Source organism: Synechococcus sp. H55.2 (assembly GCF_047462495.1).
GTDB lineage: Bacteria > Cyanobacteriota > Cyanobacteriia > Thermostichales > Thermostichaceae > Thermostichus.
In genome coordinates this window covers 1-1,024 of sequence record NZ_JANSJH010000200.1, presented here as the reverse complement: position 1 = coordinate 1,024, position 1,024 = coordinate 1, and the positions used below count along the sequence as shown (strand labels likewise).

The window sequence follows — 1,024 nt, the reverse complement described above, 5'->3', positions numbered from 1 at the left end:
GGTTCCCTTGGTCTTGACCTGAGTCACAGCGCTTTTCGCCTCCTCGGGCTAGGTTGTGTTGATCTTAACGTTAAGACAGAGTTGATGCAGTTATCAGATGCTCTCTTCAAAATAATCACTATCGACCTTCTTGACCGGATACAACGAAACCGTAGATACGCCAACATCGTGCTCAATCATTAAATTTGTCAGTTGTTCGCCGTCAATCAAAACAATCTTGCTGCCGATTTGAGAAACGTAACTGCGAGCATCATCGGTAAATCTGGAGGTAGTCATAAAAATACCCTTGTTTGCTCTTCAAGCCTGTAAGGCTCCTACAAACTGCATGACATCAGGACGACCTACCGGATTGCTATCCCAGCGCTTTGCCTGAATATACACAACATCAAGACCGAGTTTATCCTCTTTTATGATCCCATCAATTCCGCCGTCACCGCTCCTGCCGATTGCTTTTCCCGCATCTACCCGTGAACCTCCGTAGCCCATTTTAACCAGCAGTTCCACAACGACCTTTTCGAAGAAGGCAGGAGATGCTTTCTTGAGCCTGGCAAGCAGTTCATCAGCCAGTTTATCGCGGAGATTTTTATACGCATTTTCTAGTTGCTCTAATGGTGTTTCTGGTGAAATCTCTAACGACTCTTTTCGTTCGGTTGCCTTGTCAGCGCTTCTTGTGCCCTTGAGCCTCTCAAATTCTAGGAACTCAGGATATTGCCTGAGCAACTTTACGTTGATGGTCTTGGGCTGCTTTTTAAGAAGATCTCTGCCGCGGTCGGTGATTTGGTAGAATCCTCTGCGCGTTGCTTCAAGCAGCCCTGCCTTTTTCAGATAGGTTGAGGCCCAGCCGACGCGGTTTATAAAAGTTGGCTGTACACCGCTCGGCAGCATCTCCCTGAGATCCTCCTCTGTGAGGCCCAGTTCTTTTGCCAGAGCTTCAACGGCCTCACTGGTTGAGATTTCAGTTCCTTCGCGTGCTGCAAACTGGAGCAGCGGCAACAGCAAGCTCTGGTAATCCGGAACGGCCATC

Annotated in this window: 1 pseudogene; it reads right to left on the bottom strand. The window is 48.4% G+C overall.

What is annotated here, in order from left to right:
- Positions 1-93: 93 nt before the first annotated feature.
- Positions 94-1,023: pseudogene (locus NW844_RS12900) on the bottom strand (restriction endonuclease).
- Position 1,024: the final 1 nt, after the last annotated feature.